Source organism: Furfurilactobacillus sp. WILCCON 0119, from assembly GCF_053471565.1.
Map to the genome: position 1 here is coordinate 1 of NZ_JBPCCV010000005.1, position 19186 is coordinate 19186.

The 19186-nt window shown below is 43.0% G+C and carries 21 protein-coding genes and 1 pseudogene; 14 read left to right on the top strand and 8 right to left on the bottom strand.

Annotated features, from left to right (window positions below):
• Positions 1-867 precede the first annotated feature (867 nt).
• Positions 868-1440 carry a MucBP domain-containing protein gene (locus ACRYI5_RS08385; RefSeq protein ID WP_448224962.1) on the top strand — a complete coding sequence of 191 codons (573 nt, stop codon included), beginning with the start codon at positions 868-870 and terminating at the stop codon, positions 1438-1440.
• Between the two features lie 58 nt (positions 1441-1498).
• On the opposite strand, the gene ACRYI5_RS08390 is transcribed toward ACRYI5_RS08385, so the two are convergent.
• Entirely contained in the window at positions 1499-2299 is an 801-nt protein-coding gene (locus ACRYI5_RS08390) for a CPBP family intramembrane glutamic endopeptidase (RefSeq protein WP_407879382.1), read from the bottom strand.
• A gap of 354 nt (positions 2300-2653) precedes the next feature.
• Here ACRYI5_RS08390 and ACRYI5_RS08395 point away from each other — a divergent pair, with 354 nt between their 5' ends.
• Positions 2654-3490, top strand: a complete 837-nt coding sequence (locus tag ACRYI5_RS08395) for a glycosyltransferase family 8 protein (protein WP_448224963.1) — start codon at positions 2654-2656, stop codon at positions 3488-3490.
• Positions 3491-3622: 132 nt separating this feature from the next.
• On the opposite strand, the gene ACRYI5_RS08400 is transcribed toward ACRYI5_RS08395, so the two are convergent.
• The gene (locus ACRYI5_RS08400; protein WP_448224964.1) at positions 3623-3778 is read right to left on the bottom strand and encodes a hypothetical protein; all 156 of its coding nucleotides are present in this window, start codon (positions 3776-3778) and stop codon (positions 3623-3625) included.
• Between the two features lie 450 nt (positions 3779-4228).
• Between ACRYI5_RS08400 and ACRYI5_RS08405 the strand changes: the two genes are divergently transcribed.
• Positions 4229-4663, top strand: a complete 435-nt coding sequence (locus ACRYI5_RS08405; protein WP_448224965.1) for a hypothetical protein — start codon at positions 4229-4231, stop codon at positions 4661-4663.
• 84 nt (positions 4664-4747) lie between these two features.
• Here the strand turns inward: ACRYI5_RS08405 and ACRYI5_RS08410 are convergent, their stop codons facing one another.
• Positions 4748-5509, bottom strand: coding sequence for a nucleoside phosphorylase (locus tag ACRYI5_RS08410; RefSeq protein ID WP_448224966.1), 762 nt, complete (start codon positions 5507-5509; stop codon positions 4748-4750).
• Positions 5510-5768: 259 nt separating this feature from the next.
• On the opposite strand from ACRYI5_RS08410, the gene ACRYI5_RS08415 reads away from it, so the two are divergent.
• Both ACRYI5_RS08415 and ACRYI5_RS08420 read left to right on the top strand, forming a co-directional pair.
• Entirely contained in the window at positions 5769-6113 is a 345-nt protein-coding gene (locus ACRYI5_RS08415) for a hypothetical protein (RefSeq protein WP_448224967.1), read from the top strand.
• Positions 6114-6157: 44 nt separating this feature from the next.
• Entirely contained in the window at positions 6158-6655 is a 498-nt protein-coding gene (locus tag ACRYI5_RS08420; RefSeq protein ID WP_407879372.1) for an isochorismatase family protein, read from the top strand.
• A gap of 78 nt (positions 6656-6733) precedes the next feature.
• On the opposite strand, the gene ACRYI5_RS08425 is transcribed toward ACRYI5_RS08420, so the two are convergent.
• The 3 genes from ACRYI5_RS08425 to ACRYI5_RS08435 all read right to left on the bottom strand — a co-directional run bounded on the left by ACRYI5_RS08425 (position 6734) and on the right by ACRYI5_RS08435 (position 9329).
• On the bottom strand, positions 6734-8173 hold the full coding sequence (locus ACRYI5_RS08425; RefSeq protein WP_448224968.1) for an MFS transporter: 1440 nt from the start codon (positions 8171-8173) through the stop codon (positions 6734-6736).
• A gap of 124 nt (positions 8174-8297) precedes the next feature.
• Positions 8298-8654 (bottom strand): hypothetical protein, encoded by a 357-nt coding sequence (locus tag ACRYI5_RS08430; protein ID WP_448224969.1) that lies wholly within the window; start codon positions 8652-8654, stop codon positions 8298-8300.
• Positions 8655-8891: 237 nt separating this feature from the next.
• Positions 8892-9329: a universal stress protein gene (locus ACRYI5_RS08435; RefSeq protein ID WP_448224970.1), complete on the bottom strand. Its 438-nt coding sequence runs from the start codon at positions 9327-9329 to the stop codon at positions 8892-8894.
• 209 nt (positions 9330-9538) lie between these two features.
• On the opposite strand from ACRYI5_RS08435, the gene ACRYI5_RS08440 reads away from it, so the two are divergent.
• The 9 genes and pseudogenes from ACRYI5_RS08440 (at position 9539) to ACRYI5_RS08480 (ending at position 17121) form a co-directional block, all read left to right on the top strand.
• Positions 9539-9955 carry a pyridoxamine 5'-phosphate oxidase family protein gene (locus ACRYI5_RS08440; protein WP_407879364.1) on the top strand — a complete coding sequence of 139 codons (417 nt, stop codon included), beginning with the start codon at positions 9539-9541 and terminating at the stop codon, positions 9953-9955.
• 278 nt (positions 9956-10233) lie between these two features.
• Positions 10234-10698, top strand: a complete 465-nt coding sequence (locus ACRYI5_RS08445; protein ID WP_448224971.1) for a MarR family winged helix-turn-helix transcriptional regulator — start codon at positions 10234-10236, stop codon at positions 10696-10698.
• A 77-nt stretch (positions 10699-10775) separates the two neighbouring features.
• Positions 10776-11225: an ArsC/Spx/MgsR family protein gene (locus tag ACRYI5_RS08450; RefSeq protein ID WP_407879360.1), complete on the top strand. Its 450-nt coding sequence runs from the start codon at positions 10776-10778 to the stop codon at positions 11223-11225.
• A 462-nt stretch (positions 11226-11687) separates the two neighbouring features.
• A complete protein-coding gene (locus ACRYI5_RS08455) occupies positions 11688-12698 on the top strand; it encodes a baeRF3 domain-containing protein (RefSeq protein ID WP_448224972.1) in 1011 nt (336 codons plus the stop codon).
• A 200-nt stretch (positions 12699-12898) separates the two neighbouring features.
• Positions 12899-13592: pseudogene (locus ACRYI5_RS08460) on the top strand (SDR family oxidoreductase); the annotation flags it as partial.
• A 242-nt stretch (positions 13593-13834) separates the two neighbouring features.
• Positions 13835-14086, top strand: a complete 252-nt coding sequence (locus ACRYI5_RS08465) for a GlsB/YeaQ/YmgE family stress response membrane protein (protein WP_448224973.1) — start codon at positions 13835-13837, stop codon at positions 14084-14086.
• A gap of 13 nt (positions 14087-14099) precedes the next feature.
• On the top strand, positions 14100-14231 hold the full coding sequence (locus ACRYI5_RS08470) for a hypothetical protein (protein WP_407879354.1): 132 nt from the start codon (positions 14100-14102) through the stop codon (positions 14229-14231).
• A 249-nt stretch (positions 14232-14480) separates the two neighbouring features.
• Positions 14481-15899, top strand: coding sequence for an NAD-dependent succinate-semialdehyde dehydrogenase (locus ACRYI5_RS08475; protein WP_448224974.1), 1419 nt, complete (start codon positions 14481-14483; stop codon positions 15897-15899).
• A gap of 241 nt (positions 15900-16140) precedes the next feature.
• Entirely contained in the window at positions 16141-17121 is a 981-nt protein-coding gene (locus tag ACRYI5_RS08480) for an LPXTG cell wall anchor domain-containing protein (protein ID WP_448224975.1), read from the top strand.
• A gap of 114 nt (positions 17122-17235) precedes the next feature.
• On the opposite strand, the gene ACRYI5_RS08485 is transcribed toward ACRYI5_RS08480, so the two are convergent.
• A complete protein-coding gene (locus ACRYI5_RS08485; RefSeq protein WP_407878725.1) occupies positions 17236-17871 on the bottom strand; it encodes an NAD(P)H-binding protein in 636 nt (211 codons plus the stop codon).
• 232 nt (positions 17872-18103) lie between these two features.
• Complete coding sequence (locus ACRYI5_RS08490) at positions 18104-19075, bottom strand: TDT family transporter (protein WP_448224976.1); 972 nt, start codon at positions 19073-19075, stop codon at positions 18104-18106.
• Between the last annotated feature and the right edge of the window lie 111 nt (positions 19076-19186).

The window sequence follows — 19186 nt, forward strand, 5'->3', positions numbered from 1 at the left end:
GTTAAACAGGCGTTTATAGATTATCTAAAATCCTGTCGTCTCCTTTTTGACCCGTTATTGAACGGTCACGAAGAAGAGAAAAAAGTAAGCCAAACCCTTTTATATCATGGGCTTGGCTTATTTTTTTTGATTTTGACCAATCACTGAATAATCACTGAAATAAAAAAACATTTTGCGCAAATTTTGCGCAAGCCTCTTTTGAGGTCTCGAATATCCCTTAAATTGGTATACCAAATCAAGTGCACTCATCATATGTTCTGCCATTTCTTAAATCTCAAATAGAAATAAATACTGAATAGCAGTACAAACTGCGCCCACTTCAGTTATTGAAGACCATTTTTTTAAAAAATAGTTAAGTATAAAAACTATTTTCGCCATGATTTTTTTAATCGTGTGTTAAAGTTATGTTGTACAAAATATTTTTTAAGGATGGTTATTATGAAAAGTTCGAAAACTTTCCGAAGTATATTAGCTCTTTTAATATTCGTCGTTACTTTAGGATTTTCTTTTCCTGCGTTCGCTGCTCCAGATCCAAATAGTATTACCATAACCTATACTTGGAAAAACAGTGATTCCGATACAACTGCGTTTCCATCTGTCTCTCAACATTTCGCGGAAGGCCAGCGTTACACGTTCATTCACGTATCTAAAGTTGGATACACTATTGATAACAATAATTCTTTTCTCGCGGAGAGAATTACTGGTCCTCATACTGCGTCGTATGCACAAATGATTGCTACCATTCCCAATGCCACAAATATTGATAATTATCTTGACATAGCCAATGAAACCGGATATTTCGCTGGAACTGTCGAGAATGGCAGAAAATATTTTTTTAATACTACTCTGATTCCAAACGATGAAACGGTGACCGTTAACTACGTTGCTTCTGATGGCAAAAAGTTAGGCTCTAAGACAATTGATACCAAGTTCAGTCAGACCATCACGATTGATCAGCCTAGTTTTGATGGCTACACCATTGCCGCTAATCAACCAAGTTCGTATAAGGTTGACAAGGACGGTGATGGCGCTAACGTTGTGACTGTCACTTATGATCCCGCCGCTTCATCAAGTTCTGAAAGTTCGAGTTCAAATGGTTCAAGCAGTTCTTCCTCCAATTCTAGCGACGTCGCTAGTTCAAGCGTTTCTGGGAGTTCTTCATCGAGTTCAAGCGTAACTTCGAATGGTCAATCATCGACTGCTGGTCAATCAAATTCACAAAGCAGTAATGGTCAATCTATTGTTGCTACCCTTGTTAAAAAAGATTCTTCAAGCAATAACTCATCAAACACGCCTGCACAACAAACTAGCAAAGGTGACAACACGCGTCACGCTAGTTTACCAAGTACCAGTGCAATTGGTTACACAACCAGCATCATTGGCATTATCATCTTAGCTGGTGTCACCACCTTATTTGTAATTAAGAAACGGAATCATTAATCACAAAAAGGCTCTAACTTCCTACAACATTAGGAAGTTAGAGCCTTTCTTTGGAATTTTAGTTAGAAATGTGATCGGTTATTTTTCTCGAAAAGTTCGTAAAAGACTCAGTTGAATCTCCATTTTTATCAAAGAATTTAGATCTACGTAACAACCAAAATCCTAATAATAAAGGAACTAAGTAAACAGGGCTAAGTGAAACAATCTTGCTGTCCCCAATTCCAGCCGCAATAAACGTCATACCATCATTCATTGCGTGAAAAAGCATTGGCCATAAAATACTACCAGTCCGTAGCAAGATGGCCGCTGACAAGAACCCAGTCATAGCCGCCGAAGCCGCTTGAACCACTGTTGCCAAAACACTTTGGCTTGTAAGATTAATGCCATGCGTTAGACCAAAGGTCAAACTAGAGATAATCGCGGCATACATAACACTTTTATACGTAATTTTATTGAATGATGACAAAATTGTCGAAATGATTAGCCCTCTGAAAAGATATTCTTCGGCTATGCCCACCAAAACTGCCGCTGCATAGAATAATAATAATGTTCCAATTGGCTTACTGCGACCAATATGTGAAAGAAAAGAAACGGCGGTAATGTTTAAAAACAAGTACGCAACCAAAGGCAACCAGGTAACGGCCAGTTGCTCTTTAATCGATACAGTCGGTTTAATGCTTATTTCTTGTTTGAGCCAAAAAACATTTAAAGCAACAACAACCAAAATAAGAATTATTTCATCAAAAATAATCGAAACTGCTGGATTCTTGAGAAATCCTGCTGGTGTCCAATAGTTTTCGGTAAGAACTAACGCAATAAACACAAGCCATGTAACAAACACCTTATAATATTTTGACATGATGATGACTTCCTTTACTATTGTTTAGAACCATATTACTAAAGGCCTCGAAGCAGCTTTCTTGAGGATCTTTATTTATCTCCTTGCTGAGGTCTTGAAATTTAAGAGTACCACCCAACAAGAGTAGCACAGCACAATTAAATTGTGCGAAACGTATATTCGACTGCAATTAAACCAGCCCCTAATTATCATAGTAACCGGCCATAAGACGGAATAAAAATAGCCATTGAAATTCAAAGTGCTTGTTTATCATTTAATTGACTTATAACCTAGCTCAACCGCTCCTCACCCTGTTATTTTTTCAATTATGCTACAATTCAATTGGATCAACTCATTTCAGAAGGAGCCTCACTCATGTCACCGATCAATATCCTAGTCACGCTAAATCAAAATTATCTTATGCCGCTAAAGACCGCGTTGACATCCCTGGCGGCCAATAACCGTGCTTATGAATTTCACATCTATTTACTCCATAAAACAATTACTCCAGCGCAAATTCAGGAATTATCAACGTTTGTACAGAGTTTCAACTGGCACTTCACTGCCATTCAAATTGATCAGGTCTTTGACACGCAAAAGATTACGACAATCCATGATTATCCATCAGAAATGTACTTTCGTTTACTCGCTGGTGACTTCTTGCCAGATGATGTGAGTCGCATTATTTATCTTGACCCTGACACCTTGATTATTAATGACCTTTCACCCCTGTGGACCTTTGATTTGGGTGACGCAATGATGGCGGCCGCCTCTCACACCGGTTTGCTTGATGCTGTCACACCAATCAATAATTTACGGCTCAATACTGAGGGGAAGTATTACAACACTGGTGTGCTCTTAATGGATTTGAACAAAACCCGGCAAATTATTCAAGCGAGTGCGATTCAGCAGACCATCGAAACCTATCATGACCAGCTCCTCTTACCAGATCAAGACGTCCTTAATCACTTATATCACAGCCACATCGTCGAAATTCCTGAAGAAATTTGGAATTATGACACGCGTCAATTTATGACGTATCAAATCCGCAGCATGGGCGAACACACGCTTGCTTGGGTTATGCAGCAGACCGTTATCCTGCATTTTGCCGGAAGCCCTAAACCATGGGAAGCTAAAAGTGATTCACGGTTCACGGCACTCTATTTACAATATCAACAACTAACCAACAGACACATTGCCCAATTGAGCTAAACGAGGTTTCACAACCGACCTACGCACGGTTACTCATTGCTCCTACAGAATCACTTTTGCATCGAAAAAGCCAAGCACTCCCTTAATCAAGGAGTACGCTTGGCTTTTCTTTAACGTGCGACTAAATCCAGGTCACCTTAAAACTTCATTGACAAGGTAAACCACAATCGCCGCAATAACTGTGCCAACCACAAAAATCACATTTAAATTCAGCGATTTCCGGTCGGTTATCTTCATGAGCATTCCGGTAATCAGTCCAGCTGTAATAATGATGATTACAATTGCCATCGCATTAACGTCCTATTCCACGATATAGACCGTACAAAATTCCCGCAACATGTTGAAAAATAAAGATCGCCAAAAACACCCGATCAAAGATTTCGGCTCGTGAAAAGTGATTGAGCCATTGTCTAAACCGGTGGCTATGCCAATAAACTAAGTGAAAGCAAATGTAGACACAATTTATCGCTAGTAGAACACCAACAACTTCATGTAGTGACGGTAGTGGGCCCAACCAGGACACCCTCATTCTTTATGATTCATTTACAAAATCATTATACCTCACAGCTTCACTTGATTATTATCTAAATCAAACTTTTCAACCACTCAGGCATTTCAACTAGTGCAGCCTTTAAAGCAGATTTTTTGTTGCGTTTTCACGCGCGGTGTAACCTACAAAGTGTCCTCACAGCTGGCCAGCATGGGACACAAATTCCTCATAAAAAGAAGCATTCGCCTATGGCAGATTGGACAACACAGTTAGTCGTAAAAAACACCACTAAGCAGGACCGCTTACTTAGTGACCGCTATGTTTATCCTAAAAATCGGGTTGATAGTTTCCCGGAAATCATTCGTGCTGGAAAAACTGCGACCTTTAAAGTGGTCTCCCCTAGTGGAAAGCCTTACGGTCCGGAATTCTGGATCAAGTTGGTCGCTGACTCACCGGTCGGCCACGAAAGTTTAGGCTCAATCTATTTTCACGTCGACATTCCTTACGGTCGCCACATCAACGAATTAGTTGTCCGGGCTAACAATGAGTTAGCATTCAAACTAAATCCATCTGAATTGAAAAATGGGGCGCATGACTACTTTGGCGAACTAACCATTGGCTTGCTGAACGACGCAAAGGAGCCTACAAATGAGAAATGGACTGAAGAATTGATCATTGAATAGTTTTCGCAAAGCCTGCCATCTGGCGGGCTTTTCATTTGCGCTTCGTTTTTTAAGATGCCCCTGATTCCGTTTTACGGCCCCATATCATTCCAAATGTAACAAGATTGCTAAGCCCATTTGTAAGGCCTCTTGGCGTGCCGAAAAACCCCAACCGCGTTTATCATAATTATTACTATCCGCTAAACTATCTGCCGTAAAGAAAAATTGACCAAACGCAACCTGCCGAAATTCAGCGCAAGCAGCCAGCGCGGCACACTCCATTTCGACCGTCTCGTACCCCGCCGCCCGATATTCTTCAATCAGGGCCTGAGTCTCACGAAAGAACGCATCCGTTGTCCATGTCTTGACGCGGCTCGTCGTCCTACCCGTTCGGTTGATTTGGCGTTCAATCGTTGTTTGCATGGTTTCATTAAGTTTAATCGTCGGCGCCGCCGGAAGATAGTGATAAGAGGTTCCCTCATCGCGTAATGCCGTAAACGGAACCAAGAACGCTGCTTCCGGTCGCTTTGTCAGTACGCCGCAACTGCCTAAACTGATTATTTGCTTGGCACCATGCCCAATTAAATAATCTAAAAACTGCACCGCAGCGGGCGCTCCAAGTGGTGCCTGCGCAACCATGATTGCTTCATTTTCAATTGTGAGACGCCAAATCGGAAACTGTTTCGTAATGTTCTCGAATTGAAAGACCTGTTCAACGTCATAATCCTCAAAGAAGGTTTGTAAATCCTTGTCCTCCACAAAGGCAAATAAGCATTTCGCAAACCCCGTAAATTCAGGATCTTCGGTTGGCGATACGACACTATTTGGATTGGCGTCATAGTTAAAGAGTGGTGATTTAAGGTTCATTCAGACAGCCTTCTTCCGTTCTAAATTCTTACACATGGCCCGCATTCTCATTTTATTTTCATTTAATCATACTGTTGTGGAGCCTTAATGTCGAGCATTAATACAACCTTGCCTTATGCTATCGAGTTGGTGTCAAACGCCGTCTCATTTATTCTTAATAGTTAAACACTAGTGTCTTCTATCTAGGTGTCACTAGGTTTCATCCGCTCATGGCGTATAATGTGAATCAAACATTGCTTTTTGAAAGGAGTTTTTCCTCATGGAAATCGGACCACTTTCCGAATGGGTCACCGCCGCTGCGGAAATACTAGCCGTCTGTACAGCACTATTTTTACCCACCATTACTAATGCTAGAACGGCAAAACGTCGGGAACGAAAACTTGCCACGTCAATTAAGCACATCACCCAGCAGGCCTTACAGGGTGACGCTGACACTGGTCACCAACTTGAAATCTTTATCAAAATCTACTTCTTTATTGCGGAAACATCACATGAACAAAATGATTTATTGATTGCCACTCAAATCGTGGACCTTTTGGATCACAAGACCGTTGATGAAGAGGTCACTTCAGCAGTTACGCAATTACTAAAGGATCTCGATTAACCCGAATTTGTTGTCATTTCATCCACCCACAAAGGAGTCTTTTCATGGCTGACGCACTCATTATTATCGATATGCAAGCTGGTTTACAAGACATTGCCCACCGAACTCAAACAGTTGCCGTCATTAATCAGCGGATCAACTTATACCGGGCCGACCACAAACCAATCGTTTTCATTCAACACACCGAGCCTGGTATGGAAGTGGCGTCAGCTGGTTGGCAGTTGTTTTCAGACATTGACGCTCAGGGTTCAGATACTTATTTCATCAAAACACGCCCCGATTCGTTTTATCAAACCGGTCTCAATGACTTTCTTAACATGAATCAGCTGACACACATTGAAATCTGTGGTGCTCAGGTTGAATTCTGCGTCGATACCACCATTCGGGTCGCCTTTCACCTCGGCTTCACCGTCTCGATCCTTTTAGATGGCATTACCACTTGCGATTCTGCCCTTCTCTCCGCCGAACAAATCAAGGCCCACCACGCCAGCATTTGGAAGGATCGGTTCGGCACGATCGTTGCGCCCACCACATCGCTGTAATCAACAAAAGCGCTCACCATGTTTTGACAACCCGTCCAAGGATTATCAAAAACACGGTGAGCGCTCTTAATTTCAGCACTATTTCGGTGAATCTTGTCCAACTGTCTTGGCTGATCTAGCCCGATAAAGCACGATCAGTAGTGCAAGCACCGAAATGAAAATTGCAAACCAAAAGACCCGTTGAAAGGCCGCAACAAAGGTCATCCCCAGCGCTTGACTAACGTGTTTCACGTTTGGTAATTGGGCAAACAATAATGTTGACCCGAAACTAATGCCGACCGTCATCCCGATCGTCCGGGCAAATGAATTGAATGAACCCGAGACACCCGACAAGCGTGAACTGACAGATGACATCGTAATGGCATTATTTGGTGAAAGGAACAGTGCCATCCCGATTCCGTTTAAAACAATTGGCCAAATGATCATAACCAAATTTAGGGTGAGCGGATAAACGGCATAACCGATTTGCGAAATAAGCAGCACAACTAGGCCAATAATGGTTAACTTCATCCGATCCCAGTGATCTGCAAGTGCGCCTGCAATTGGTGTCACAATCAGCATGACGCCCGCTTGCAAGCCCATAATCAAACCGCTTACTAACGGCGACAAACCGCTATAACTTTGTAAATAAAATGGTAGTAGAATGTTAGAAATCGCGTTTGTCAGCATCGACAGCGCCATCGCAAAGATCGATACCATGAACGCCTTATTATGAAGGATCGTCGGATCGATCCACGGATTTTTCGATTCGCCATCCACTTTAAAGCTATAGAGTGTAATCACACTTCCTAAAACGAGCGCCACCACCCCCGTTAGCATGGCCACTGGCGTATGCGTGTTAAAAAATAAACTGCTGGAGAAAAAGAGAAGAATTCCGATGGTGAAGACATTTTGCCCGCGCCAATCCGCCTGCTGATACACCGTTTTGACAAGTGTTCGATCAATTTTTGTAAATGGCAACACTCGCCAACCAAAGATTAAAATAATGATGCCAATGGGCACGTTGAAGAGAAAAATCCAGCGCCAGGATGAAATTGACATAATCAGCCCACCCAGTGCTGGCCCAGAAATGGACCCAATGGCAATAAACATTGAAATTACCGATAACGCCTCAGCCCGTGAATTATCTGAAAACGTTTCTGTGACGATTCCCATTGAGTTCGCCATGATCATGGCAGATCCAATGGCTTGAATGAAACGCCCCAGAAGAACGAACCAAAACGCCAGTGCGATCCCGGTCATCAGTGATCCCAGAATAAATAGCCCGCCGCCATATAAAAAGATTAATGTCTTTGATGTGATGTCGCCGATGTGACCAAACATAACGAGTAAAATGGTCGTCGTCACTAAGCCAACTTGAACGATCCACGTGGCGGTGCTACTGGAGACACCAAGTGAAACGGCCATTTTAGGTAATGCGAGATTTGTACTCGATCCAGATAACGAAGTCACTAACGAGAACAGTCCCAAAATGACGATGATTGGCCAACGTTTCACACTTTGATTTGTTGAATTCATGGCTTCTCCCCCTTTATCCAACAAAGCATACATCATGACTTTTTTAAATACTTGATTGTTTACTTATTTAGTCCCCACTTGTTCTAATGTCATGACTGTAACCGCCAGCTATTCGGCGCTTACGTCAATTCTTATTCAAGATGTGGTGCAATTGAGTCCCAAACTTTTGCGTCGCTTGCTCACCCAATTGAGTCAGGAAAACGCGTTTTGTCCGGCGATCCCGCGCAACATTTTTAACGCTAATGAGGCCCAAGTGAACATTGGTGCTAATCCGCAGTGACAGTGCCGAAGAACTGATGTTAAGTGCTTTGGCCAGCACCGCAATTTCAATGCCATCCGCTGCTTGCTGTAACCGCAACAACATGTAGATGGTGCTTAAATCGTAGCCAAAGGCACGATAAACGTTTCGATTGAGCGTTTGAACATGGTCTTGTGTTTCAATAGCTGCATTGAGTTCATCAATTATTGCTGCTTTAATCATTGGCGTTACTCCCTTTTCACTGGCAAGTTTGCGTTGATTCGCAAACTACCCAAAATCAGTTTACGACCAACGATACCACCGCACTAAAAGCCCATTTTCAAATTCTGGACGGGCGGCGAAAAATTGACATTTGTCCGGCAGACTCATCAATCAATCCAGCTAACCAACGCAAACCAGCGTTCCACCATTAAGAATCAATGGTGAAACGCTGGTTTAATTATCACTTTGAACCGCTATTTATCGAACGACAATAACTGTCTTGCTGAAATGGTGAATCAAAAAATCGGCTGTTGATCCGAGGCTACTTGCGTCAATTGCATTGGCCCCCTGCGCACCGATCATCAACGCAAAGATTGCTGAGTCCATTCCTTGCGCAATGATTTCTTCCTTCGGGTTCCCCAACATCACTTTAGAAGCGGCGGCAAAAACCCGGCTAGCTTTTGCCTGGTCAACGTAACCCGTCAGCTTCTTTTGTTCCGCCAGTTGCTCTGTTTGAACGAGTAGGTTCAACTTCCCATCAGCATCATCAAAATGGAACCCCGTGGCGTCAACCACGAAGAGAAATAAGATTTTCATCCGTAAATCGACCGCATAGCGAATGGCCGCTTTCACAACCGTGTCGGCGTGCGCCGATTCATCAATGGCAACTAATAATGTTTGCGCCGTGTCATCCATGACTAACCCTCCTCAACTGAATCGCTAAGCTGCTAACCCGAGAGTGCTATTTTTCTTCATCACTAACCAAGGTGATTTTATCATCACGTCGGCCCATCTAGTGTGTTTTTATGCTTTTAATCGGTCAGCAATAATTCCAAGTCCAAAAATTGGTCTGTTTGATTGCACACCTCTATAATTGGGTCATCAATAAACAGGAGGAATCGCTCATGGCAAAATTAACCGCTGAAATGAAAGAATTAGTCGACAAGGCATTTCCGTTTATCGCAACGGTGGACGCGCACGGGAATCCGCAGATTGGTCCCAAGGGTACGCTGCGGGTCTTAGACGATGAACACTTGATCTATAACGAAGAGACTGGCCGCCACGCCTGGCAAAATTTGCAGGACAACGGCAAAATTGCGGTGGCCGTGCATCCTTATCCCGGGTTAAAGGGCATCCGTGTGGAAGGCCATGCTACAATTTATACGGACGGTAAGATTTTTGACGACGCAAAACAGTTTGCTACCGATAACAAGCTTCCCGACTTGATTGCGGCAGTGGTCATCAGCGTTGACCGGATTATTCGGTTAGATGCTGGTCCAGACGCCGGAACCGAAATTGCCAATTCACCTGTCAAAGATTAGGCCAACTGGACTAACATTCAAGATAAAACGACGTAGGTAATCGCTTTTTGATTTCCTACGTTATTTTTAACCCGTTGGTCTGGTAATTTCACCGGCAATTTAGTTTCTTAATTTTTTTGAATCTGGATTTTTATGAGCGGTGCTTAACACGGTTAATCGCTATAATGACTTTCTAAATAAGGATCCCGTGTCTTCCTTTACCGTCAGTTGACGACGACAATTGATGCTTTGGACCAGACTAAACTAGTGGCGGGCGTACCCTTTCGGAGGCAGTTACCATGGACAACAAAGAATTAATGGATCAGTATAATAATGCATTTTTATTTATGGGAAAGTTTATTGATGAGTTTGTTTCCACCGTCGATCAACAATATCAGTTGTCCCACAACGCTTGGCTTATCCTAAAACTCATTCGGGATAACGGACAATTAACCAACCGAAAAATTGCCCAGATTATGAAGGTTGCGCCCGCCAGCACCTCAATTCAACTCTCACCGTTATTAAAGCGTGGCCTTGTTAACCAATCATTGAGTAATGAGGATCGCCGGGTTCGGCAGCTCACCCTCTCCGACGATGGTCTTCGCATTGTCAATGAACTCGAAAAACGGCATCTGGCCCGTTTCGACCAGTGGGCCAATGCTCTTGGTCACGATGAAACGCTGGAATTACTACGCCTAATTAAAAAAGTTGAGACTGATGTCCTCCCGAACGACAAGCTCGTCAATGGCGATCATTTACGTTAGCCCCACTAATCATTTGTAACGTTAAGGAATGTTTTGTACAATGTAGTTGCAAAAAACTATATTCGAGGTTAGGGACTATGATTAGTTTATATACCATACCATCAAATTTTCCTTCCAGACGTGCAGTCACCTGGTTTAAAGACCATCACATTACCGTTAAGGAGTACCGGGTTCATCCAAGTGCCCCCACGTTAGTAAAATTGCCACTTAAATCATTTTTAGCCGCTTCTGAAAATGGCGTCGATGATTTACTTGCCCTGAAAAGTAAAGCGATGGTGCGCTTCAAGCAAACCCATAGCATTGATGACATTTCGCTAAACGATTTACTTACCACAATTGCTGAGAATCCATCCATGCTCCATTTTCCAATCATTTTTGATTCGGACCGTTCCATCGTTCAATTTGGCTTTTCGGAGGATGACATTCGGACATTTATTCCCCATGCAGTTAGACATGACAGTTTACTTCAATTATTAGAACCACTGAACTCAAGTAATCATCAGCACACAACCGCCAAAAGCGTTTAATTAACCGACAATCACTCACTGTTCTCAGCATGAACAATGGGTGATTGTTTTTTTGTTAATATCCATTCCGTTAACAAACGAGGCATTAGGTGATTCTTCCAATATTTAGATTAGTCAACCTATTTCCGATCACCTCGGCGCCCTAACACTAACTTTTCACGTTCATTACCCGCGTCTCCCCTTTTAGAGATTAAATCGACTTCATCGCTACCCGTTGGCTGTCCATGTAAGTTGAAACATTCAATTAAGGCGTAGTTTTCGGTTCGCTCTTAAAGATGACCACGAATCTGTCTAAGAATCACTTTGCTTTATTGTCTATAAATGACGCCTCACGACTTTTCGTTTGAAAACATTATCAAGTTGGGAGAACATAAATTACCTTTTTTTAACCCTCTGATTTAGACTATGTTTGTTCGAAAGACAAGCTGTTAACCGATGGTAATTTAATTGGAGGGATAATTCATGTCAAGAAAAGATCGTAAACAAAAAATCAAAGACTTACTAACCTTAGAAAAAGTCGAAGGCCCAATTGTTTCCTTGTATTTGCCACTCCATCCACAACAAGACAATCCTGAACAAGACACGGTAACATTTAATTCACTAATTGATCAGGCTAAAACAACCATTAAATTAGAATATTCATCGGAGCTTTGGAACGCTTACCAATTTCAGATTGATAAAAGATTTGCAAATGGTCTCCCAATTTCGGAAACGTTAAGTCAGGGACTATTGATTTATGTATCAACCAATAGTATTGAAGTGGTGGAACTTAATTTTTCAATTGAAGCTGGTTTCTACATTGATCCTCAGCCATTATTATGGCCAGTCTTGGTCAACAATCGACCGCGCCCCGACTTTGATCTACTATTATTACAAAAAGACCATGCTCAAGTTATTCGAGCCACTTTTTCCAATCAAGTATCCGTTAATCAAATTTTCAATATCGCAATTAGTGAGACTGGTATAACAGATACGACCACTTTTTTCACTAATATTGACAAACAAATCATAAAAGATGTCTCCAACCAAGATAAATCACCCCTGATCTTAGTTGCTAATCAAGAAGATCAAGGCCTTTTTCGTAAAGTTAGCAAAAACCAATCTCTGAGTACCACAATCTCCGCATCCATTGACCCTAATTTACCGGCTGATCACATTCAGTTGACCCAGTTGGTACAAGAAGTTAGCAATCAACTGATAAGCGCTGGCATCGCGACACTCCAAGCAGAGATTGAGAAGGCCCAAGGTGCCAACAGGCTTATCCAGACACCAGCTAAAATCGTTACACAAACCGACGCAGCTAATGTCGCAACACTTGTACTCACTACTGATAGCCTGACAATATTCGGTGATACGACAGTGGCTAACAGCTTTCTTAAGCAGGCAGTTGCTAGTGACACGGACATTTTCATCTTTAATAACCAAATGACAACACCAACTGCTCCACTCGCAATTTTGCGTCATTCAATTTAATTTCCAATTTTTGAGTAATAGAACGACTCACCGTACTAATTAATAATCACCGAAACGGTCATGAGAAAGCAATTTTTGCTTTCTCATGACCGTTTTTAGTTCTGGCTGCTTTCATTGAATCGCTGTCCACAAAAGCACATCATTTTGCCAGTTCTGGTTACCGCACTACCATCGCTTCAATCCTAGCTTTACGGGGCTTCCTGGACAAGCGTAATGTTCTTATTTCAGACGGTGATTCAGGCATCGGTCGCGCTGTTGCAATTGCTTTTGCTCGAGAAGGTGCTGATGTTGCCCTTCAATTTCTGCCGGTCAAAAGGCATTGCTACTCCCATTGATTTAAGAGATGAGTCCGCACCCCAAGAAATGATTAAACGTGTTATTACTCCTTTTGGGGCTTAGATACCATTGTTATGCAGCCCAACAAATTGCCGTCGAAGATCATCAAAAACTATCCATGGAGCAAATTCATGAGACATTTACAATCAATCTATTTTTGATGATGGCACTTGTGAAAGCAGCAGAAAAAAACCTTCAAAGCGGCAGTGCCATCATCACGACAACTTCTGTCCAGGCGTTTCATCCAAGCCCTCATTTAATTGACTATGCAGCCACAAAGGCCGCAATTGCGAATTATACAATTAACTTATCTCAGATAATAATTCAAAAAGGAATTCAAGTGAACGGTGTCGCCCCCGGCCCGATTTGGACCCCGTTACAACTTAACAATGGCCAACCAAAAGGTGCAATTTCAGGATTTGGTCAAAAATCTTTGCTGAGTCGCGCTGGTCAACCAAGCCGAACTGGCCTCTGTCTATGTTTTTTAGCTTCAAATAATGCTAGCTATGTAACCGGCCAAATATATGGGTTACCGGCGGTGAAAATATTAACCTTTAGTCACACCAAATTTCCTTATTTAGCACACCATTGTCTTACAATGCTTGGTACTTTCATCCATTTGGCCTCAGAAAGGACAACGTCATTTTCTTCAAGACAATCCAAATCTAGTGGTCAATTTAACCATAGGCATTGCTTTTGACGACAAAAGCTTTTTAGGTTAGTTTTATTAATGAAATGATTTTACGATTTGACGTATCATTTCACCATAATTTTATTCATTTCACGGGAGGTAAAAGTCTATGCATTGGTTATGGGTAATCATTATCGGAGCTGTCATTGGTGCCATTGCTGGAGCGATTACTAATCGCGGTCACTCCATGGGCTGGATTAGCAATATCCTTGCCGGTCTAGTAGGATCATCTTTGGGTGAGGCTATCCTGGGTTCTTGGGGCCCAAAACTTGCAGGAATGGCAATTATCCCTTCTTTGATTGGCGCCGTGCTTCTTGTCCTCATTGTTTCATTTATTTTTTCACGAATGAATCGGTCTTAAGGAGATTAATATTATGTCTAGTATTCTTAAATTAGCTTTTTCCATGGTTCTAATTATTGGAGGCCTCTTAATTGGTGGTACCGTATTTGCTGCCAAAGAAGCTGATAAATGGGGCGATAAGCTTCAAGATCGTCTTCACAATTAAATTCAAACAATTATAAAATCCGTTAAACACATAACTTGAATGTGCGTTTAACGTTTTTTTTAGTTAAGTCAGTAACTGTTTCGACACGTGTCAAAGTAGCCAACGATTATGTTAATCGCATCTAAACAATAGCATCTAAAAATTCACCATATCACAAGCATTTTCATTGGCATTCTGTAACAATCGTCATTACAATATAACTGTTGAAATCGGTTTCATGTCACTATCAGTCACCAAGGAGGCACAATCATGGCCTATCAAACCATTAATCCATATACCAACGAAACAGTTCATGTTTATGAAAATGCTACTGCTACCGACGTTGAGCGGGCATTAACAAACGCGCAAGCGCTCTACAAACACTGGCGCAATGGCCCGGTCGGCAGTCGGATCACCGTTTTACAGAAACTTGCTACTCATTTTCGCGACCATGTCGATGAATTAGCAACCGTCTTAACCGTCGATATGGGGAAACTTTATTCGGAAGCCAAAGGTGAAGTCTTGCTTTGTGCGGACATTGCTGACTATTACGCTAAGAATGCGGAACGACTGCTCGCACCGCGGCAGATTGAGTCAATCGCCGGTGAGGCACAATTAGAAAACCATCCCCTTGGGGTTCTCCTAGCGGTTGAACCGTGGAACTTCCCCTATTATCAAATGATGCGGATCTTTGCCCCCAACTACGCGGTTGGTGATCCCATCGTGTATAAGCACGCTGCCAATACGCCAGGCGCCGCGCTTGCCTTCGAAAAGGCTGTCACAGAAGCCGGTGCGCCCGCTGGTGCCCTGACAAACCTCTTCTTGTCCTATGATCAAGTAACAGACGTCATCGCAGATAAACGTGTTGTCGGCATTGCATTGACGGGATCTGAACGTGGCGGTCGCTCAGTCGCCGAAGAAGCAGGTAAAAACCTCAAGAAAAACACAATGGAATTAGGTGGTGCGGACGCCTTTATTGTTGCGAGTGACGCCAATATGGACCAAGTGAACGCCATTGCGCCACGGGCCCGGTTATATAATTGTGGCCAGGTCTGCACGTCTTCCAAACGTTTTATTGTTACAGAAAACAACTATGACGCATTCTTAGCTTCTTTAAAAAAGGCATTTAAAAACGCCGTCCTTGGCGATCCCATGGATCCCAAGACGACGCTAGCACCGATGTCATCAAAACGTGCCAAAGAAAAACTTCAGGAGCAAGTTGATGCCGCAGTTGACGCTGGGGCCACCCTCTACTTCCGTCATGACCCAGTTGATTCAGACGGGCAGTTCTTCCTGCCAACCATCTTGACGGATGTTACCAAGGATAACCCCGCCTACCATCAAGAATTCTTTGGACCAGTGGCGATGGTCTACAAGGTTAAAGACGATGAAGAAGCCATTAATTTAGCCAATGATTCTGACCTTGGATTAGGTGGTATCGTCTTCTCTGGCGATAAGGATCACGGAGCCGAAATTGCTTCCCAACTTGAAACCGGTATGGTGTTTGTTAATACATTCTTCTCCACGCTTCCAGAATTAGAATTTGGTGGCGTCAAAATGTCCGGTTATGGCCGTGAAATGGGCGAAAGCGGCATTCTTAGCTTTGCTAATCAAGAACTCGTGGTAAAACGTGATGCACCAAATGACAATGAATTTGGTGGTCTTGTCGCTCCGTCAACATATTTATAATTTAAACAGGACCGCTAATGAGCTTGATCACTCATTAGCGGCCTTGTTTTAACAGGCTGTTATTTATACCGGAGTCGAGCTGTTTTTTTAGCTGGCAAATTCGTCTCTCAATAAAATCAGTAAACTGGTAATTATTGAAATGTTTTCGAAAATTAATTATCATGCATTAAAAATCACTATTTTGATTACTAATTTTATAACTGATATACTTAAATAAGTTAAGAAAGCGAGGTTTAACCGAATGACACACACATCGTTCAAACGACCATTATTTCTGGCGATCCTTGGTGCCCTCTTTTTTATGTCATTGACGTCACCAGGATTCGCAGATAAAACAAATTTCACCGTTAACTACAGTTGGACCAACACTGATCCAGAAGGGACGGCTCCAACAGCCGTTTCTGATCGCTTTGCTGTTGGCGACACACTGGTCTGCCACCCCGTCTCGGTAACCGGCTTTACCGTCGACAACGCTGCTTCACGGATCCTGCAGACTGATGTGGACGGCAACGTTAATCTAGATGCCCCCTACACAGATATCATCAACAATCTTCATTTCCCAACCGTTGACGCATACTTAGAATACGTAACCGGGACGCACACTAAAATAACGGCCGAGGATTTGGGCGGGTCACAAACTTACAAGACCGTCCTAACACCAAACGATGAAACAGTGACTGTTAATTACGTTTCGACCGATGGCAAGAAACTGGACTCAAAGACCATTAACACCAAGTTTAGTCGCACGGTTCCAATCGCCCAACCAACCTTTTCTGGGTACACCATCATGGCTAATCAACCAACTTCCTATACCGTGACTCAAGACGGCGCTGATCAAAATGTGGTCACCATTACCTATGAACCTGTGGCCTCATCGAGCTCTAACAGCAGCTCATCAAGCTCATCTTCGACAAGTGGACCTGGGGCTTCTTCCACAGGTTCCACAAATCCTGGAAGTTCAACTAGCACCTCAACGACCCAATCATCAGCGGTTAGTAATGCAACGCAGCCGTCAAGCTCTGTGAGTGCGGTGGCGGTGGTACCAGCGGAAAGTCATTCTTCACACGGTTCCGGACAGCCAACATCCACCGTTTCAAAACAGGCTACTTTACCCGAAACCGGTAAATCCACCACGCATGTTATCGGTGGAATCATTATTACCGTGGGCGTCCTTCTGCTTGGTGGTACTGGCTACCACCTCATCAAAAAGCAACGTAATTAGCCATGGAAGGATTGCACATCGATTATCACTGATCGCACTTCCGCCTTGGTATGAAAAAAAGCGATCGCAATTTCCATTTAGCTTGGAAATTGTGATCGCTTTTTTAATTTACCATTAACGTTCTTCCATAGCAGAGATCATCACGCCAGCCCGTCGATAATCATCCGGGTTCTGAAATAACTGACTCAATGTAACGGCCAGTGAACGAACGCTGATGGGCCCACCGTCAATTACCTGTGAGCTTGGTTCAATGATTGCCTTTTGAACACTGTCATCGTATTTGAAAAAGTGGCACAGTAACAATGTGTAACTTAAATTGCTTGATTCAATGAGTGAGGCACCGAGTTTTTGGTTTTCAACATAGTTGCGTTCCACTTCCTCACTAAACCCAAACGTTGCCGCCAGATCCAGCATGTCTTGAGTCACTTCTGGTCGTGCAATTTGGAACTGTGTTGACCAGTATAACCGGCCAACACCGGCTTCATTCATTGCTTCGATCAATGGAACCGCATATTTTTCAACTTCAAACGGTCCAAGCGTTGAGAAAACAATATCAATTCCAGCTAGCGCTGAAACAAGGTCCTCAACCTTTGTGGCATCACCATAAAAGACGTTTGCTGCTGTGACTGGTTTAGCGTCGGCATGCTTCCGACCAAATAGCGTAACGTTGACCTCTGGGAGTGGTGCCAGTTCACGATAGACTTCCTGGCCAAGTTTCCCGAAGCCGCCCAAAATAAGAATGTTCATCATTCAACCTGCTTTCAAAGATAAAAGTTATTTTACCTCCATATTATACCCCGTTAATTAAATAAATCGGTCATTATCAAGCATTAACTTCAAATCTATGTTAGAATAGTTTCTGTCCCAAACTTATCCGTTTGGGATCATTCCAGGCGATCACTTTTGTGGTCGCTTTTTTTTGCAGTTTTTTCTAAATCAAAAGGCTGGCACTATCCTCTCCGGAAAGTGTCAGCCTTTTAGTTTATTCGTTTACAGAACGTTTTTGTGTCATGACCGTTTTCACGTTTCCAACGAGGAAACGCAAGTAGTGGCCCAGAACAAACATGACCATGATAAACGCAACGCCTAATTCAACGTTTGCTGCAATGTTCCACCATTGCCCCGTTACACCTAGCCGCTTTAACAGCGTTAGGAATCCGGTTGCTGAAATCACCAGTGGGAACGTTAATGCGGCAAAACTCGGGTAAAACCGAATCAACGAATGCTGCCCAATTACATATAAGCGCACCATAAACCCAACCGTAATAACATACAACGCTTGCGCAAATAATGCCAAGCCAACTGCAACGGCAACGTTTAATGTGGGTGTCATGTTCAAGTACCCCGTCAAACATAACGATGCCGGTGCCGCAATAATCATCAGGTACGGAAGCGCATTTTCGGCCAGTCGCCGGTGCCAAAATAGGCGCCACATCACAATTGGAAACACAATTGCATACAACCCGAGCGCAAGCACTAAGAACAGGCGGCCGGTCGCTGGTGAAAATGGTGTCGCCGTCACTGGAATCACACCAATCCCCACAAACATCACAAACCAACTTGGGTAAATATCCGTTGCGCTAATTCGGTGTGCCATGAAGTGGACATAACAAAATGCAATCATCAAGACCACGTGTGTGATCAAAGCGAGCCACCACAGACCTAAACCAACTGTTGACCAACCCCAACGGGCCCAAAAGACCGCAATTATCATCAGCGCCATGGTAAACGTTGGCAACGTCCCCGCGGTAAATGGATTCATTAATTCATCCTGCACTGACGTAAACGTCAGGATGACCTTCATTAAGACAATCATCATTAAGAGCATCCCGATGATTCCAACCACGTTACCAACGACCACTGCCCCAAGATTGACCAGCAGATTACCTAACGACACGAGTCCTAAGATCAGGCCACACATTGCCATTGGGATATTTTTTAACAGTGTTAACATTCGTCTTGTCCCCCATTGTTTTTACTAAACCTAGCTTACCGAATTTTCTAGGATAAATAAAATCAATCATTTTTATTGTTATAATAGAAATATTCAATCTAAAAAGGAGGT